At 42.2% G+C, this 15,246-nt stretch carries 13 protein-coding genes; 6 read left to right on the top strand and 7 right to left on the bottom strand.

Annotated features, from left to right (window positions below; genetic code table 11):
- Positions 1-260 precede the first annotated feature (260 nt).
- The 3 genes from IM509_RS17950 (at position 261) to IM509_RS17940 (ending at position 3,494) form a co-directional block, all read left to right on the top strand.
- A complete protein-coding gene (locus tag IM509_RS17950; RefSeq protein ID WP_072926540.1) occupies positions 261-989 on the top strand; it encodes a Uma2 family endonuclease in 729 nt (242 codons plus the stop codon).
- Positions 986-2,431, top strand: a complete 1,446-nt coding sequence (cobJ, locus tag IM509_RS17945) for a precorrin-3B C(17)-methyltransferase (RefSeq protein ID WP_072926542.1) — start codon at positions 986-988, stop codon at positions 2,429-2,431. The genes IM509_RS17950 and cobJ overlap by 4 nt, the downstream gene beginning before the upstream one ends.
- Before the next feature lie 697 nt (positions 2,432-3,128).
- A complete protein-coding gene (locus IM509_RS17940) occupies positions 3,129-3,494 on the top strand; it encodes a DUF1815 family protein (protein ID WP_002764683.1) in 366 nt (121 codons plus the stop codon).
- A 42-nt stretch (positions 3,495-3,536) separates the two neighbouring features.
- On the opposite strand, the gene IM509_RS17935 is transcribed toward IM509_RS17940, so the two are convergent.
- The 7 genes from IM509_RS17935 to IM509_RS17905 form a co-directional block, all read right to left on the bottom strand.
- Positions 3,537-4,502, bottom strand: coding sequence for a glycosyltransferase family 2 protein (locus IM509_RS17935; protein ID WP_185237226.1), 966 nt, complete (start codon positions 4,500-4,502; stop codon positions 3,537-3,539).
- Positions 4,499-4,762 (bottom strand): hypothetical protein, encoded by a 264-nt coding sequence (locus IM509_RS17930; RefSeq protein ID WP_185237230.1) that lies wholly within the window; start codon positions 4,760-4,762, stop codon positions 4,499-4,501. The genes IM509_RS17935 and IM509_RS17930 overlap by 4 nt, the downstream gene beginning before the upstream one ends.
- Before the next feature lie 29 nt (positions 4,763-4,791).
- The gene (locus tag IM509_RS17925; protein WP_072926547.1) at positions 4,792-6,069 is read right to left on the bottom strand and encodes a glycosyltransferase; all 1,278 of its coding nucleotides are present in this window, start codon (positions 6,067-6,069) and stop codon (positions 4,792-4,794) included.
- Between the two features lie 140 nt (positions 6,070-6,209).
- A complete protein-coding gene (locus IM509_RS17920) occupies positions 6,210-7,280 on the bottom strand; it encodes a formylglycine-generating enzyme family protein (protein ID WP_072926549.1) in 1,071 nt (356 codons plus the stop codon).
- Between the two features lie 185 nt (positions 7,281-7,465).
- Complete coding sequence (locus tag IM509_RS17915; RefSeq protein ID WP_052276967.1) at positions 7,466-8,440, bottom strand: methyltransferase domain-containing protein; 975 nt, start codon at positions 8,438-8,440, stop codon at positions 7,466-7,468.
- A 279-nt stretch (positions 8,441-8,719) separates the two neighbouring features.
- Complete coding sequence (locus IM509_RS17910; protein ID WP_158499354.1) at positions 8,720-8,884, bottom strand: hypothetical protein; 165 nt, start codon at positions 8,882-8,884, stop codon at positions 8,720-8,722.
- A gap of 35 nt (positions 8,885-8,919) precedes the next feature.
- A complete protein-coding gene (locus IM509_RS17905) occupies positions 8,920-10,410 on the bottom strand; it encodes a glycosyltransferase family protein (RefSeq protein WP_185237227.1) in 1,491 nt (496 codons plus the stop codon).
- Between the two features lie 500 nt (positions 10,411-10,910).
- Here IM509_RS17905 and IM509_RS17900 point away from each other — a divergent pair, with 500 nt between their 5' ends.
- The 3 genes from IM509_RS17900 (at position 10,911) to IM509_RS17890 (ending at position 14,847) form a co-directional block, all read left to right on the top strand.
- Positions 10,911-12,281 (top strand): ArnT family glycosyltransferase, encoded by a 1,371-nt coding sequence (locus tag IM509_RS17900; protein ID WP_052276968.1) that lies wholly within the window; start codon positions 10,911-10,913, stop codon positions 12,279-12,281.
- Between the two features lie 39 nt (positions 12,282-12,320).
- On the top strand, positions 12,321-13,925 hold the full coding sequence (locus IM509_RS17895; RefSeq protein ID WP_185237228.1) for a glycosyltransferase 87 family protein: 1,605 nt from the start codon (positions 12,321-12,323) through the stop codon (positions 13,923-13,925).
- A 64-nt stretch (positions 13,926-13,989) separates the two neighbouring features.
- Positions 13,990-14,847, top strand: a complete 858-nt coding sequence (locus IM509_RS17890) for a glycosyltransferase (RefSeq protein WP_052278479.1) — start codon at positions 13,990-13,992, stop codon at positions 14,845-14,847.
- Positions 14,848-15,246 lie beyond the last annotated feature (399 nt).

The raw sequence follows: 15,246 nt of genomic DNA, 5'->3' as shown, positions 1-15,246 counted from the left end.
TTCCGAAAGTCCTTGACTTGTTTTAGTTTTTCTATTAAGCTCAACATATATTTAAAAAGTTGGCGGTCACTTCTCATTTTACCTGATAGTGATCGCTTTTACTTTTGATATTCTGATGGGAGAATGAAACAGCCCTACCTTGATAAGGGGGGTGCCGATAGGCGGGGGGATACCCCTTAATAAGGGGGGCATCTGATAATTTTTAACGCCTACCTACTTATAATAAAATCAATGCTGTTTTGTTCCCAAAGACTGCCACCATGACTTCTTCCCCAGTTAAATCCTTAACTTCTCAGGCTGTAACCACTCAATATTTACCCCCGTTAGAAAATGGGGATCGCTTAATTCGTCCCGAATTCGAGCGCCGTTATCAAGCTATGCCAGGATTAAAAAAAGCCGAACTGATCGAAGGAGTTGTATATATGGCATCCCCATTAAGGTTTAAATTTCATGCTGAACCCCACGGACGTTTAATCACTTGGTTGGGAGTTTATCAAGCTGCTACCCCCCAAGTACAAATGGGTATTGAGCCAACAGTCCGCTTGGATATCGACAACGAACTACAGCCAGATGGGGTGTTATTAATTAGTCAAGAAAGCGGGGGAAAATCAACCCTAACTGTAGAGGGATACCTAGAAGGAGCGCCGGAATTAGTGGTAGAAATTGCCGCTAGTAGTGCCGCCATAGATTTAGGGGATAAAAAACGTGCTTATCGACGCAGTGGCATTCAAGAATACCTTATTTGGCAGGTATTTGATCAAAAAATTGATTGGTTTAGTTTAGAAAATGGCGATTATATTTCTTTGTTACCCAACCAAGAAGGGGTGATTTGCTCTCTAGTATTTCCGGGTTTGTGGTTAGATATTTCAGCCATGCTCAACGGCAATATGTCACGGGGGTTGGACATCTTAAAGGCTGGAATTAACTCGGTAGAACATCAACAATTTATGCAAAAGTTAACCGCAGCGCAGTCAGGGGAAGCCAAATGAAACCTCCAGCTATTCTCATTTTAGGAGAAACCAGCATTCCCGTGGCTCGTCAAGTGCAAATGTCCCTACCAGAATCAGCAGTTTATGGGTTAATAAATCGTACCCAGTCGGCTGATTTTACCTATACTAATTTTGGCGAAACCGTGCGAGAATTTTTCCAGACGGGAACGCCAATTATTGGTATTTGTGCGGCGGGTATTTTAATTCGCACTTTAGCACCTTTATTAACTAATAAATGGCAAGAACCGCCCGTATTAGCAATCGCAGAAGATGGCAGCGCCGTAGTGCCTTTGTTGGGGGGTTTACAAGGGGTTAATGATCTCGCTCGTCAAATTGCCTCGGTTTTGCAAATTTCCCCCGCAATTACCACCACTGGTGATATTAGATTTAAAACTACTTTATTATCGCCACCCCCGGGTTATCAGTTAGTTAATCCCGATGATGCTAAGAAGTTTCTTGCCGATTTATTGGCGGGTGAAAAAGTAAAATTAATCGGTGCAGCGGACTGGTTAAAAAATAGTAACTTACCGATTTCATCAGCAGCAGAACTGAGCATTGAGATTATCGATCAAAATAACTTAAACTTGGCAAAACCTAGCAGTGACTGTTTAGTTTATCTCTGGGAGGAAAGCCAGCAAATTAAGGAAAAATCCAGTTTACCCCCAGGGGATTTGGCCCAGGAAAGTCAAGGTAAATTAGCCATAGTCGGAACTGGACCGGGTGCGCTAAATTGGATGTCGCCGGAAGTTCGAGAAGTGTTGGAAAAAGCCACGGATTGGGTGGGTTATAAAACTTATTTGGATTTGGTAGAATCCCTGAGAAAACCAGAAATTGTCCGCCATGAATCGGATAATCGGGTGGAACTCGATCGCGCAGAAATAGCCCTAGATTTAGCGGCTAAGGGGCGATCTGTTGTCTTAGTTTCCTCCGGAGATCCTGGCATTTATGCCATGGCCGCGGCCGTGTTTGAGGTATTAGAAAAAAAAGCAAAACAGGAATGGCAGCAGGTGGCCATTCAGGTCTGTCCGGGGATTTCGGCGATGCAAGCGGCGGCCGCGAGGGTTGGCGCACTTTTAGGACATGATTTTTGTGCGATTTCCCTATCAAATCTTCTCAAATCTTGGCAGGTGATTTCTCAGCGCATTGAGTTAGCAGCCCGAGCAGATTTAGCGATCGCATTTTATAATCCTGTGTCTCAAGAGCGCACTTGGCAATTGGAGAAGGCAAAAGAGATTTTATTACAATGGCGATCGCCGCAAACTCCTGTGGTATTAGCGCGTAATTTAGGACGAAAAGGGGAAACAGTGACGGTGAAATTCCTAGGGGATATGACTATTAAAGATGCGGATATGCGGACTATAATTTTGATCGGATCCAGTAAAACTCGCCTTATTGAGCAAGGTAAAACCAAGCAGTGGGTTTATACTCCACGTCACTATTAAGTAGGGTTTGCGGCAAAAAGTTTTTCGGTGGGTGTAGGGTGTAGGCTTCGGCCGTGAGCTCAGCCGAACGGGTGTAGGGTTTTAGCGATTTTGAGGGGGTCAATTACCTAATTTTCAGGGAAAAAGTACCTAAATTTTCCCCCCGATCACTCCGGGGTCTGGTACTTTTTGGTTGACAAAAAGTCTAAAAGTCTTACCCAACAAGGTTTTTAGATTTATTCAGCCAACCCTAATTACCGGTTACTGTTTACCGATCGCTCAAACAAGCTCCCATCTCCCTCCCCATCTGCAATAGAGCCATAGCTTTATGTAATTGTCAATATAGATTTACGAACTTTTTTGTCGAAACTGGATCATAAACTTTAAAAATAGGCATGATGGGAATATACCAAATTTCTAAATCCATTACAGACATCCACGCTCGAATGCTTGCCAAGCCTGCATTCGTTGTGACGCCAATAAAGAAAAATGGGAATAGTTGGGATCGAGGGGGCGGAAAGACGGATAAACTGGTAGCTTTGTACTTACATATACTTGGCGATATCAGGAATTCACGCTACTCTAGGTATCGGGTTCTTTACATTTTGTTACTTAACATCCGTAACAAAAACTGGTTCGTATACATTATTGTCTCAAAAAAGAATCTTAAAAAAGTGTTAAGGTTTTATAATTGGGGAGTGTTATCAGGAGGAATATTGTGTTTAAACGACTTGCAGAACAGCATCGCCAACTGGTCAAAGACTTAGTCATGGATTTACAGGCCTTAGCGACCGCACTAGAAAATCAAGGTTATTTAGCATCCTGCTACACCTGTGGCGGTCAACTGAATAGCGCATCTTTTATGGTGGGATTGGGGGAAACCCATCTAATTCGGTTTCTCGTGTCCGATTACGGCATCACCTGGACAGAAATGCGCGATGATCGAGAGTTAATGAAACTCGAAGGCGCGGAAGCCATCAGCCAACTACAGGAATTAGCCAATCTGATTAAATATCAAATTTCGCCGGCGGAATTTATTGACAAAAAACCCTCCTCCGTGCTGCAACGGTTAGAGACGGTTTAACTCAGATGTTACCTAAACTTGTATGTTTAGGTAACTTTTTCCCTAAGCTTTCAGCCAACTGTTAGCTAGATAGGCCATTCGTTTCATCTCTTTTCGTCCCCGGGAGACGGAATCGAGGATCATGCCACAGGTCAAACTTAAAAAGGCTAAAAGTATGATCGAGGCCGATAAAATAGCGGTGGGAAAACGTGGTACTAAGCCAGTTTCGAGGTATTCAAACAGGACGGGAATCGCTAAGAGAAGGGAAATAACCGCCAAAATTAGCGAGACAAGGCTAAAAAAGAGAAAAGGACGAATTTCTTTAAAAAGTAGGATAGCGGTCCCCAATACCCGCCAGCCATCTTGAAAGGTTTTTAACTTACTTTGGGAACCTTCGGGACGTTCCCCGTAGAGGGTTGGTTCTTCAGCGAAGGGAATTTTTAATTCTAAAGCGTGGATAGTTAACTCGGTTTCAATCTCGAAACCATTGGACAAAGCGGGAAAAGATTTGACGAAACGACGAGAAAAGACACGATAACCGGAGAGCATATCGATTAAACGCGCTCCAAACAGAAATTTCACGAATCCTGTTAAAAATAGATTACCGGCGCGATGACCCGGACGATAAGCCTGGGAGGATTTTACCGCTTCCCGACGCGCACCGACCACCATATCCAATTGTTCCCCCAACATTCGTTCAATTAAGCGTCGTACTGCCGCAATTTCGTAGGTATCATCACCATCAATGAGAATATAGATATCCGCTTCGATATCGGCAAACATCCGCCGGACAACATTGCCTTTTCCCGGTTGGGCTTCCTGACGCACGATCGCCCCAGCTTTGAGTGCCTCCGTCACGGTATCATCGGTAGAGCGGTTGTTATAGACATAAATTGCCGCTTCTGGCAAAAAAGTTTGGAATTGGGAGACCACTTTTGCGATCGTTAGTTCTTCGTTGTGACAGGGAATAATCGCAACAATACGATAGTTTTTCAGGGAAATCGGCGGAATAGCAGTCATTTCGATCATGGCTGACGACAATGTTTAATGATGGTTAGGGGGGTGTCCTGGCGTTGGACGGCGTGAATTGTCGGACAATGGGGGAAAGCATAATAATCGGGATCGGCGGCCTTTGCCCAAGCAAAGTCATCGGCATTTTGATCAAGCCATTCCATCCCCTCTTTGAGACTTAATCCCCAGTAATCGGTTTCCTGTTGACCTTGGGCCGCTTTTAAGTCCCAAAAATTAAGGCTGCCAGCGGTTGAACGAGAGTTAAAAAGGGTTTGCATCACTAGAGGCCAAGTTTTCCCAGGCTTTCCTATTGCTTGCCGGACTTTTCGGGTTTAACATCCGTCGAACGCCAACTGAGTTTTAAATTCATCCAGAAGTTCCAAACGGTAACTATAGCGATCGCTATTAAGTTAGCAATATAGCGATTAATATGTAAGACATTGAAGAAAAAGTTTAAGAGCAGCACGTTGAGGATCAAACCGGCCAAACAAATAAGATTAAATTTCAGAAAACGTTTGCAACGCTGCTGCCACTGATTTTGGCCGGTGGACAAATCGCCAAAAGTCCAGCGATCGTTCCAAAGAAAATTATTAATAATAGCCACCTCGGCGGCGATAATCTTACTGCGAGTTACTCCCCAAGCGAGGGTAGTGGGATCGCTGAGGAGATAAAAGATAGCCATATCGACGAATACGCCACTAAACCCGACTAAACTAAAGCGAAGAAAGCGAGCGAGGGGGAATTGCCAACGCCTTTTCAGACGACCGAAACGACCGCGGGAACGCAATTTCAGCAAGTGCAGGATATATTCGATGTATTGTTGCCAGGTGACTTTGCTTTCACCGTCTTGACGCTCTTGGAAAACGTAACCCACTTCGGCGATCTGGTCGATATTGCCGCGGCCGATAACTTCGAGGAGAATTTTATAGCCCATCGGGTTTAAGATTGGGCCAGCGATCGCTTGTCGATTAACCATGAAATAGCCACTCATCGGATCCGATACCCGTCCCACCACCGCCGGCAGAATGACTAATCCCAACAGCTGCGCCCCCCGGGAGAGGAAGCGTCGAGTCAGACTCCATTGGCTGACTCCACCCCCTTCCACATGGCGACTAGCCAGGGCGAGATCGGCTCCGGCTCTGGTTTGCTCGAATAATTTTAATAACACTTCCGGGGGATGCTGTAAATCGGCATCGATGACCCCAAGGATGTCGCCCCGTGCCACTTGCCACCCCCTCACCACTGCCGAGGATAGGCCTTTTTCTCCCTCCCGGCGCAGCACTCGCAGCTGGGGATATTCAGGGATTAAAGATGCGGCGACTTCCCAAGTGCGATCGGGACTATTATCATCGACAACGATCAGTTCGTAATCGTTGGGAAGGGCTTCGTCAAGTATTTGACTGAGAATGTTGACTAATTGAACGATATTTTGCCGTTCATTGTAGGTGGGAATGACTAGAGACAGGCTGAGAGGATAATTTTTTTCTTCTTCTAGGTTGCCGTCGTCCGGGGGAGGAGGAGATAAAGGTACCTGTAGATCTCCTGTGGGGGGAGTTAAGAAAAGATGAGACTGCTGTATCTTCATGAAAAATTTGACCTCACTCGCGGTTGATTTAGCTACAGACGCACTGACAACGGCAGAAGATTCTAAATACTTTTGGTCTTTTGGCAACCTACCCTATTGAACCATGCCTTTGTCGTCTCTTGGGCGGACACAAGCATTGATTAACCGGTACTATCGGCCATGACTCGTAAACCCAAGACGCTGTGGTGTTGATCGGGAAGGCAAAAGGTGCGATTGGCACTGCGTAGGTGCCTAGCTTCATCGCCCCAACTGCCCCCTCGCACTAAACGGGCGGAACGATAACGGGGCTGCAAGCGAGTATCCCTGTCTAACCAAGCACTACCATCCAGGGGCGGAGTTCCCTCGTAATTCCGGTGCCAGCTATCGGCGCACCATTCGCCCACGTTGCCGTGCATATCGTAGAGACCGAAATTATTGGGGGCGAAACTGCCCACCGGGGTAGTCCTGGCCAGATAGGCGCTGGCTGGTTCTTCCGCGTAGGGATCATAGACGGCAAAGTAATTGGCGCGCTCGCTGGTGAGGGTTTCCCCGCAGTAAAAGGGGGTGGTTGTACCGGCGCGACAGGCGTATTCCCAGCGCGATTCACTCGCTAGTCGGTAATCTTTGCCGGTGGCCCGGGAGAGTCGTTGACAAAATTCGATCGCCTCGTACCAGGAGACTCTTTCAACGGGCAAGTTATCCCCTTGAAAAAAGGAGGGCGCCGGGTTGAGTTCGAGATTAATTTTCGGAAGTTGGGCGATCGCTCGCCATTGTGCTTGGGTGATCGGGTATTTGCTCAGAAAAAAAGCCGCCGTCGTCAGGGAATTTTCTGGTTTTTCACTGCTAGTATGATCGCCTTTTTCCTCATTTTTCGAGCCTCGTTGAAAACTGCCCCCCGGAATAGCCACCATTTCTAGTTCGCTGCCGTTGCCTAAAGGTTCGCGCCAGGAGCGAGCGCTACCCTGACGGCGATCGATAATTTGCCCTTGACGATCAACGGTGACTGTTTCAAAGCTATATTCTGTCCACTGGAGATTTTGCGAATTTACTGGGCGAATTTGCCGCAAAAATTCCTCTATTGCCTCTATATTCTCGGCACTAGCTTGGTTTTGGTCGGCAGAATAACTGAGCCGAGAGGAGAGAAGGGTAGCTAGTCCGGCACTTCCTCCGGCTAGGACCGCTAATTTCAGCAAACTACGTCGGTTTAAGAGGGGATTAGGGGGATAGTTCATATTTTTAGGAGACTGGTCTGATATTTAGGCATTTCTAAGTAAGTAGTTATAATTAAATTGAAGATAGATTTTGGGTTCGATCCCCCCTGCCCCCCTTGATAAGGGGGGTGCCGATAGGCGGGGGGATCCCCCCTTAATCCCCCCTTGATAAGGGGGGTGTCTGACAACTTTTAACACCTACCTACTTAATCTTGATAGAAACGACTTTTTACTAAACAATAGGCTCTTTCATCGCCGTCACGACTGGCGGGATCGGAGTTTTCGGTATTACCTACTGTTATATAATCGCAAATTTCCCAGCCAGTTCGCTGTAAAATGCGGCGTAACCCGGCATTAGAAAAGATCCAATAGTTGGTGGAATCATTATTTGCTTCTAGTTCATCGAGTAAATAGGCTAGAGGAATCGCGGAAAGATCGACTCGATTAGCGGTATTACTCACCGTATTAAACTTAGTGACGCGGGTGCTAATCAGGCAATAATTGGCAGATTTTGCTAAGGTTTCGAGGGCATAGTAGGGATTTTTGAGATGGTATAAAATTCCTAAGAAGATGACTAAACTATAGCTTTTTTCGGGAAGGATAAACTGGGAATCTAAGTTAACATCATGAATCTCCACAGAGGAAGAAAGAGCAGTTTTGAGCAGTTTAACTCCTTGCATAAGATTAAAGTTAGTAGGAGCGTAGTCAACCACCTGTACTTTACAGCCCAAAGATTCCAGAAAAAACGCCAGATCCCCATCGGCACAACCAATATCAACAATCGGGTTTTCCGAGATTAATTCCAGGAGAAAACGGTTTTTACCCGTTAATAGTAATTCGAGAATCTCGAAGCAGGTTAAAGTGTTGTAAGGATACCAGCCAAAATTGTCGGGAGCGAGTTTTTCTTTTTCGGCATCCAATTGGACTCGGAACTGCCTGGACTTATTTTTGATGACGCTAATATCGAGCAGTTTGGGACTAATTTCTTGCAGTTCGGGAATGGTTAAGGATAACTGACCTAATCTTTCATAAAGAGCGTTTTTTTCCCGAATCATTTCTTGTTTTTCTTGATTCAAACTCTTCAGATGATCTTTGAGAGAATCTCGTTCTTCAATTAAAGTCTCTCGTTCATCAACTAAGCGAGGATATTTCCAGAACTTAAGATATTTCTTGATTTTCATCTATCAATAGGGAGGAATTAATTTTACTAAGTTAGTCTAGGGGGTGTCTGGCTGTTGGATATTTTTACCAAAACCACTCTAATAATACCATTAATCGGGATCATTTGTCAAGATATTTACCAAAAATTTTGAGGTTTAAAGTCAGCTTATTATTGGCTTTCGTTAATATATAAGCTGAGAATTTTTGCAGATAATTGATTTTGAATAATTATAGATTCTGGGTAACTTCCTTAGATAATTTTCCAATATTTGGGAAAATCTCGACAACTGGGACAGTATTCAATCAAAACAGTGGTGGAGAATTTCCCGGGCATTCAGTCCAAACCAAGCCTCATCTCCGTGCAATCTGGGGAAAGAGGAGAGGTTGACGATGATCACAAAAAGTATGTAGATTAAAATCAGAAAACTTAGGTAAATTGGCAAGATTTTAACTTTTTTCATCATCGAAGTTATCCCGCTTTGCCTAAGTATCTATGATCCTACTCGCCAGCTTCTTTGAGATAGCGATTGATATGATAATTCGGGTTAATTTGACAAGAATTCGAGCGCCTGTAAACGCAAGTTCCGTTAAAGCATTTCTCCCGTTGATAATCTCCGACGGCGGCCCTGTCTTGATTAAATAATAGATAATTAAAATAAGGTTGTAGTGCCTCAAAATTTTGGTTATCTTTGAGGAAATAAATCGGTACATCTTGGTGTAAGTAGGCGTATCCCCCCGTATATTGCCACGCCAATCCTTTTACTCCTAAACCGCAGAGTTTTTTCTCGCTACTTAAATACTGATAGGCCTGTAATTGTCCGCCGTGGGTTTGCCAGTGAGTATAGCCCGGTTTTTGCCAAGGCGGTCCGAAATTAAAAGTCTGGTCGGTATTAAAACGCCCCGCCAATAACCAGGATAGAAAAGCCCAAAGAAGTAAACTACTAAAAATAACAATAGTTTTGCTGGCGAGGGAACCTCGCATTAACGATAAACGCGAGACGAGAGTGGCGGTTCCCAAACCGGCGAGAATAATAATTAATGGTAGGGCAGGGAACATATAGCGATATTCTTTGTGACCTAAAAAGCTGTGAGAAAGGATAATAACTAGGGACAGAAGGGCGAGAATCCAGTGACGACGAGCAGCGATTGCAGAGAAGAAGAGGATCGGAAGCAGCCACCAGGACCAATTGAGGGCTAACCAAGTAAAATATTGCTGCCAGGGGGATACGCCAAAACTATTAAATTTTCCTTCAAAAATATTAATCCAGATCAGTTTCCAAATCGATTGGAAGGGGGTGGACAAAGTGAAAGCGTCTAAAGCGCCACCCAGCAAAACTGGACCGAGAAAACCGAGGGCAAGGGGCAGTAATTGGGGAAAATTTTTTTGTCTAACTTGATAAATGAGGGCGATGGCGATGGCCGGCAGTAAATGAAATCGAAGATAGGTGGTCAATCCGTAGAAAAACCCCGTCCAATACAGTCGCTGACGAGAGGGGGGATTTTTGCCGTAGCATCCTAAATAAACGCCCACCAGCAGGGAATAAGCGGCAATAACTTCGGTGAAGGCTTTCGGGGCAAAATAGATAAATTCAAACCAAATCGCACAAATACCGCCGGTTAGGATAGCGCCGGCCAAACCGATGCTTTCGTAGGCGATCGAGAATCCGATCCAAACGGGGATTAAAGATAGTAAACTGAGGAAAATCTTGACGCTGGCCAGATAGCCACTGGAGCCTTCCGAAAAACCAGCAGTTAGCTTCATAATCCCGCCAAGAATGCCCGGAAATAACCAAGAACGAATCCCGTCCCGAAAATCCCAAGGTATCATCCCATTGCCAAAAGCTAGTCGATGAGCCTGTTCTAAGGTCTGAAAAATTTCATCTGGCCAGAGAATATTAGGATAAGAGAAAGCGGCATTTAGACGCAGGAAAAGGGCAAAAATAAGAATTAATAACAACCAAACTCTAGAATAATTTAACTGACGAATCATGTGGGCAACTAAGGTAAAGATGTTGGCTTTAGGGGAAAATATAGGAATTTTTAACGGAGTAATTGTTGTTACTCGGCTATTGAGTAGGTGGGTGGAATTAAATATAAGATGAACGTAGGTTGGGTTGAAGTATGAAACCCAACGCCCGATTATGTTACGCTACCGCTAACCTATCCTACAAATAATTGTGCCTCCCTACTTAAGCTAATGTTTTTTAGCATATTGCTGATGGTAATGTCAATCTCTTAAGTTATAGTTTAGTAGGGAGAAACTGGGGAACTTTTCTGCTAGAAATGAGTCCCTTGCCTAGAGTTGGCTATAAAGATGAGTTTGCCCTTTGATACCCCTGAGAATTTACCAAGGAGAAATTATCAAGGTTAAGTCATCTCGATAATCAGGTATTTAATTGATCTGGGTTTGCCAAAAAATATAACCGTCAAACTGTGATACAATAGCGCGGGTTCACCCCAAAAGATAAATAGCGAGCCAATTTCAGAATAATGATGCAGCGAGATTTTATATTTAAGAATTTTGAAAAGTTTGATTACCGTCTATTTCTAGGTGTATTAATTACGGTCTTGGGATTTATCTTAAGATATTATCAGTACGATTCCTTACCCCCCTATAACTGGACTCAAGATGAATTTGCTTTTGCTTGGAGTGGCATGAGTTTGATTCAAGAGGGAGTTCCTACCAGTTGGTCTTTCCTCAGTCCCACGGATGATTTTCTGGTGAAAGTTTGGGAAAAAACTGCTGTTCGTTATCGTTTTGTTACCCCTTGGTTTGATCATCCTCCCTTGTTTGGATTAATTGTGGGTATGACGGCTATTTTATCGGGAGCAAAGGAATTTTTTGACTGTAGTTTAACAGTAATTAGGATTCCTTCTTTAGTTTTTGGCACTCTCTCTATTTTCTTGCTTTATTTATTAGCTTTACGTTTGACTAATACCGGGGTGGCGATTATAACTTCTTTAATTTTTGCCACTAACCCCAATACGGTTTTTTTATCTCGTTTAGTAGTTAGTGAAAATTTATTATTATGTCTAAGTTTAGCGGTAGCACTTTTATTCCTTCAGTACAGTGAAAAGTCTCAAAAAAAGTATCTATATTTGGCTATATTTCTAGGTGGTTTAGCACCTTTAGTTAAGGTGACAGGATTATATATTCTAGGTTCTCTAGTCGCTTTACTATTATTCCAAAAAAATTGGCGAGATAGCTTAATCGCTTCTCTGACGGCAGTTTTATCCTTTGGTTTGTATTACCTTTACGGTTGGTTTTATGATTTTAGTTGGTTTTTAACCACTCTCCAAGAACATAAAAATCGCTTTACGGATTTTGCTATGTTAAAAAATCTAGTTTTACCTACAGTTTTTTTTGAGGATGGTTGGTTAATTTTTAGTTGGATCACTCTGCTGTTAGTTTCCAGATTTACTTTAAAAATATCTAAGATACGATTAATTATTTTTCCTATATTAATTTATACAATTCTTCTTATTTTTTCTGGCGCTCAAAGCCATTACTATGCTTGGTATGTAATTCCTTACTATGGATTTCTCTTTCTAGTGCTTGGTATATTCTTAGACGATTTTCGTAAGAACCCTGATTTTATCAGTGCTACCACTATCTTTATTTTTCTTGTCGTTTGGTCGGTGAATTTAAATATTAAGGATTGGGTTTTGAGTTCCCCTTACGGTAGATATTACTTTATTATCGGAACGGCAATTATTTTAGGGGGATTTTTCTTTAATGATTTAACCGAGAAAAAATCGAAAATTTTAACTAATTTTGTTAAAATAATCATGCTTATTGTCTTTGTGGGATTGTTACTAGGTAATCTTAATCTCATCCTTAACTATAAATTGCCAAGTTAAGCTAGTAAAACTAAACAAATAAATCTTGAACTTTTAATTATGACAACCCTGAAACGTTTTCCAATTTCTCATCCCTTATTTTGGGCAATTATCTACTTTATTGCTTTGGGAATTATCTCGGTTATTTTAGGTCAAGATGTTAGTTGGGACTTACGCAATTATCATTTCTATAATCCCTATATGTTATTGACAGGAAGGTTTAAGTATGATGTCCTACCCGCACAGATACAAACTTTTTTTAATCCCCTCATCGATGTTCCCTTCTTTGTCGCTATTTATTATCTGAAATTGCCTCCGATTGTCGTGGGTTTTTTCATGGGAGGATTTCACGGGTTAAATCAGTGGTTAGTTCACCTAATCACCTATCATTCCCTAGATAAAGTTTCGGAAAGATACAAGATAACTTTAAGCATAGCGGCAGCGATTACCAGTATTTTTGGGGCAGCCTATATCTCGGAGTTAGGAACCAGTATTGGTGATAATACCACCAGTGTTTTCGTTCTGGGAGGATTATTTTTTATAGTTAGTAGTTTAGGGAAAAATCTGCCAATTCCCTCTAAAAATATTCTTTTAGCTGGACTCTTATTAGGATTGGCAACGGGATTAAAATTAACCAATGCTTTATATAGTATCAGCTTTTTGGTGGCCATTAATTTTTTACCCAATTCTTGGTCAGAAAAGTTACGCAATTTAATTCTATCAATTATCTCAATGGCCGTGGGGGTTAGTCTCACTGCTGGTTATTGGATAATCTTAATGTGGACAAAGTTTGCTAATCCTCTTTTTCCCTTCTATAATAAAATATTTCAATCTCCTTATATCGAAACCGACTACAATTTTAAAGGGATACAATATTTGCCTAAAGATATCTGGCAATGGTTGTTTTATCCTGTTTATTTTATCCAGAGACAAACTCTTGTCTCTGAGGTTCCTTTCCAAGATAGCCGATTAGCTATAACCTATTTATTGATAATTTTACTAATAGTAGTGATTATTTTTCGTGCTATTTCTAAGCGCAATCTATCTTCTGAACCTGACTTAACCCACGGTGCAGTTTTAGGGTTTTTACTGCCTTTTTCTCTGACCGCTTACTCTATTTGGTTAGTGGGATTTTCTATCTATCGTTATCTGATGCCATTAGAATTAATCACTCCCACTTTAATTATTTTGATTATTGCCTATCTTTATCCTCGCAAGAAACCATTATTAATCATAAATTTGGTAATATTTTCCTTAATTGTCACTACGGTTAAACCGATGGATTGGTGGAGAATGGGATGGTCAGATCATTATTTTGGTATCGATAGTCAAGCATTAAAACCCTACGAAAATTCCACGATTGTTATCTGGGGAGATGAAGGAACATCTTTTATCGTTCCTTATTTTCCCGCTTCGACTCGTTTTGTGAGACTCAAAGGCAATACTGGAGTCAGTGAGGGAACTTTAATGCGAAAAAATGCCGAGACATTTATTGCTAATACTCCCCCAGAATCTCTCTACATTCTCCAGACAGACTTTAATAAAAAATCTCCTGATATAGTGGAGGATTTAGCCAAGGAAAATCTCGTTATTGACTTCCAAAGTTGTCAACCCTTTCCCACCAAAATCGAAAATTTTAATCTCTGTCGTCTTCAGAAGAAGTAATTCTCACGGGAAAGCTATTCTCTAACCATTGTTAATTGCTAGTGACTCCTACCTTTTATCAGTAATGATTTATCTATTGACGGTTAACTACAATTGCGGGGAATTAATTAAGCGTTTAATTGCTTCCCTCAACGATGACTTATCTGCTACTCTCATCATTGTTAACAATTCCCCTGAAGATAAAAATATCCAATCTTTAGCAGCGCAAAGAGTCAAGATTATTGAAGCGGGGGAAAATTTAGGATTTGGGAAAGGATGTAATCTAGGACTTGATTGGATTTATCAACAAGACAGAGAAGCTATCGTTTGGTTAGTTAATCCCGATGCTTACTTATTACCGGACTCTCTGGAGAAAGCAAGCAAATTTTTTCAGCAATATCCCGAAGTTGCCATCGCTGGTACAGAAATTTACGAACCGGATGGTAAAATCTGGTTTGGTTGGGGAAAATTTAATGCCAAAATCGGCACAATTAACGTGGTGGAGGAATCCTTAGACTATGGAGATAAACCCTATTTTATTCCTGACTGGGTGACGGGATGCAGTTTATTAATTAATTTCTCGAATTTTTCCACTTGTCCCCATTTTGATCCCGATTACTTTCTCTACTACGAAGACTTTGATTTTTCCCGAAGATACGCAAAACAAGGCTATTTAGTTGTTGTTACCAATCAGATTAAAATCATTCATGAACCATCTTCTATTACCCGTCGCTATGGTTATCTAAGACTAACTCATAATATCTATAGTTATCTTCTCAGTCTCGAAAAACATACGACTTTAACTATCCTTGTTTATCGCTTGCTGCGGATGAGTTTTATGTCTTTACTGATCCTTCCTATTAAACCCAAATTCTCCCTAGCCAAGTTACAGGGAATTCAACTCTATTGTCAAAGAATTATCACTAAACTGCGTCTAGGTTGAAACCCGTATTTTTGCCGCTTCAGGCAGCAGGTATTATTCTTACTAAATCCTGTGTAAAAGCTATAGGAGAGCGGGGAGCGGGGAGTAGTGGTGATGGTGAGCTATCTTGCTGATTTAGTCTGACAGGTCTAATGACCCGAAAAATCAGGAAAAGTGAGCGATTCATGTTAATTTTTATCTCAAATGTCGGGGTGAAGACCGGAAGCGCTCAGCGCGACGGGATGAAACCCCGACCAATATAAAAGAGCGAAGCACGACTAAGAAAAATCTTGGCACGGTTAAACTGAAAGGAACTAGAGACTTAAACTTTTACCCTATAGACCAAATTAAACGAGTTAGGATTGTTAAACGAGCAGACGGTTACTATGTCCAATTCTGCCTTAGCGTTGATATTCGGGA

Source organism: Microcystis sp. M31BS1 (assembly GCF_020245285.1).
Taxonomy (GTDB): domain Bacteria; phylum Cyanobacteriota; class Cyanobacteriia; order Cyanobacteriales; family Microcystaceae; genus Microcystis; species Microcystis panniformis.
The sequence above is the reverse complement of the archived record's forward strand: the minus strand, read 5'-3'. Positions and strand labels throughout refer to the sequence as shown.

Coding starts and splice junctions, on each gene's coding strand:
- IM509_RS17895 (WP_185237228.1), top strand. CDS start 12,321: ATGACAACCCTGAAACGTTTTCCAATTTCTCATCCCTTATTTTGGGCA.
- IM509_RS17905 (WP_185237227.1), bottom strand. CDS start 10,410: ATGATTCGTCAGTTAAATTATTCTAGAGTTTGGTTGTTATTAATTCTT.
- IM509_RS17930 (WP_185237230.1), bottom strand. CDS start 4,762: ATGCAAACCCTTTTTAACTCTCGTTCAACCGCTGGCAGCCTTAATTTT.
- IM509_RS17915 (WP_052276967.1), bottom strand. CDS start 8,440: ATGAAAATCAAGAAATATCTTAAGTTCTGGAAATATCCTCGCTTAGTT.
- IM509_RS17920 (WP_072926549.1), bottom strand. CDS start 7,280: ATGAACTATCCCCCTAATCCCCTCTTAAACCGACGTAGTTTGCTGAAA.
- IM509_RS17900 (WP_052276968.1), top strand. CDS start 10,911: ATGATGCAGCGAGATTTTATATTTAAGAATTTTGAAAAGTTTGATTAC.
- IM509_RS17935 (WP_185237226.1), bottom strand. CDS start 4,502: ATGATCGAAATGACTGCTATTCCGCCGATTTCCCTGAAAAACTATCGT.
- IM509_RS17925 (WP_072926547.1), bottom strand. CDS start 6,069: ATGAAGATACAGCAGTCTCATCTTTTCTTAACTCCCCCCACAGGAGAT.
- IM509_RS17950 (WP_072926540.1), top strand. CDS start 261: ATGACTTCTTCCCCAGTTAAATCCTTAACTTCTCAGGCTGTAACCACT.
- IM509_RS17910 (WP_158499354.1), bottom strand. CDS start 8,884: ATGATGAAAAAAGTTAAAATCTTGCCAATTTACCTAAGTTTTCTGATT.
- IM509_RS17890 (WP_052278479.1), top strand. CDS start 13,990: ATGATTTATCTATTGACGGTTAACTACAATTGCGGGGAATTAATTAAG.
- cobJ (WP_072926542.1), top strand. CDS start 986: ATGAAACCTCCAGCTATTCTCATTTTAGGAGAAACCAGCATTCCCGTG.